Source organism: Mesorhizobium sp. M4A.F.Ca.ET.090.04.2.1 (assembly GCF_003999085.1).
In the GTDB taxonomy this organism is placed as follows: domain Bacteria; phylum Pseudomonadota; class Alphaproteobacteria; order Rhizobiales; family Rhizobiaceae; genus Mesorhizobium.
On the sequence record NZ_RZOT01000856.1, the window covers coordinates 1 to 1343 of the forward strand.

Here is a 1343-nt window from a genome sequence, read left to right on the forward strand (position 1 = left end):
GCCTCGGCCTCCAGCGCGCGGCGGATTTCCAGCGTGCGCATCAGGCCGGCGAAATCATTGCCGCCGGCCAGCGTCAGCGGCATGTGCAGCATATCGGGAGAGACGGCCGCCTTGAGATAGGTGCCTGAGCCCTGCCGCCGCTCGACGAGGCCGAGCCCCTCCCAGCGCGTCAGCGCCTCACGCACGGTGTTGCGGCTGACCTTGAGCCGCTCGGCCAGGATGCGCTCGGTCGGCAACTTCTCACCGGGACCCAGGGATTCCTGCCTGACGAAACCGGCCAAGGCCTTCAGCACCGCGTCGTCGCGGGCCGTCGTCTGGATGGGAGGCAAAAGATCGGTCAAGCCAGAGCCTAAAGTGGTTCAATGGTCCAACCAATTCTGCACAGAGCGAAAGGCGAGTCAACAGCCCGAAACGAGACAGGGCCGAACGGCGCGCAGATGCGATATACGTTCAGAACGATCCTGGCCGGATATTCCCCGGCCCAATCGGTGGAACTCAACCCCGCGGTTCCCATGAAAGAAATCCGTGGCGCCCAACTTCATCATCTGCCTCGAGGACAGACGGCACTTCAAATTGCTGAAGCGGCATATCGCCGTGCATTACGGCCTCTCGCCCGATCAATATCGGGCGAAGTGGAACCCTGCCTTCCAACCATCCGATGGTGGCACCGAACTATTCCGCAAACCGTTCGAGGCTCGCCAAGTCCATGGGGCTGGGACGCAAGCCTAACGGCTCGGCGCAGTAGGTCGCCCTCGCGAGAAGCGTTCGACGCTCGAGGCGGGATCGCCGTGCCGAATCGGCGGTCCGGTCATGGACCGATCCTTGATTGGTCGGCCTCGCGCGAACGCTCCTCAGCCGGCCTCGACCATCGTTTGCGACTGCAGGGCGACGTGGCCGACCTCGGTAAGCGCGTAGATCCCGCGCTCCGTTCTGGCAAACCAGCCATAGTAATTGTGCAGCAATATGTTGGCCGCGCGCAGCGAAACGGCTTTCAGGTCACGCGGTCGCTTCGGGCCGTCGGCCATGGCGGCGGCGCAGGCCAGCGCCTCCTGCCGGTAGGCGGTCATAATCGGCGCGCGCGTGCTGCCTCCGGCCGTGGGGTCGCCGCGCCGGCGCCGATGCTCCTCCATCAGGCGCGAACGCCGCCGGGGATCACGCCTCGGGGGCACGGCGGCGGGACTGAGCAGCAACTCGACCTCACCCTTACTGCCAACCCCCAGCAGCCCGAAGCCGAGGCGGCGGCACAGCGCGCGGAAGCGGCGGTCGTGCTCGCGCCCCTTGCCGCGCGCCGACATGAGCGCGGCGAGCCAGACCTCGTCGCAGGCTGCCGCGCGGTCGACGGC

At 66.6% G+C, this 1343-nt stretch carries 2 protein-coding genes and 1 pseudogene; 1 reads left to right on the plus strand and 2 read right to left on the minus strand.

Going from position 1 to position 1343, the window contains the following annotated elements; translation table 11 throughout:
* The coding region (locus tag EN781_RS32615) for a GntR family transcriptional regulator (protein WP_145965793.1) at positions 1–341 on the minus strand (341 nt) is incomplete at its 3' end.
* A 175-nt stretch (positions 342–516) separates the two neighbouring features.
* Here EN781_RS32615 and EN781_RS32620 point away from each other — a divergent pair.
* A pseudogene (locus EN781_RS32620) lies at positions 517–745 on the plus strand (MucR family transcriptional regulator); the annotation flags it as partial.
* Between the two features lie 106 nt (positions 746–851).
* Here EN781_RS32620 and EN781_RS32625 read toward each other — a convergent pair.
* The coding region (locus EN781_RS32625) for a DUF2161 family putative PD-(D/E)XK-type phosphodiesterase (RefSeq protein WP_127400729.1) at positions 852–1343 on the minus strand (492 nt) is incomplete at its 5' end.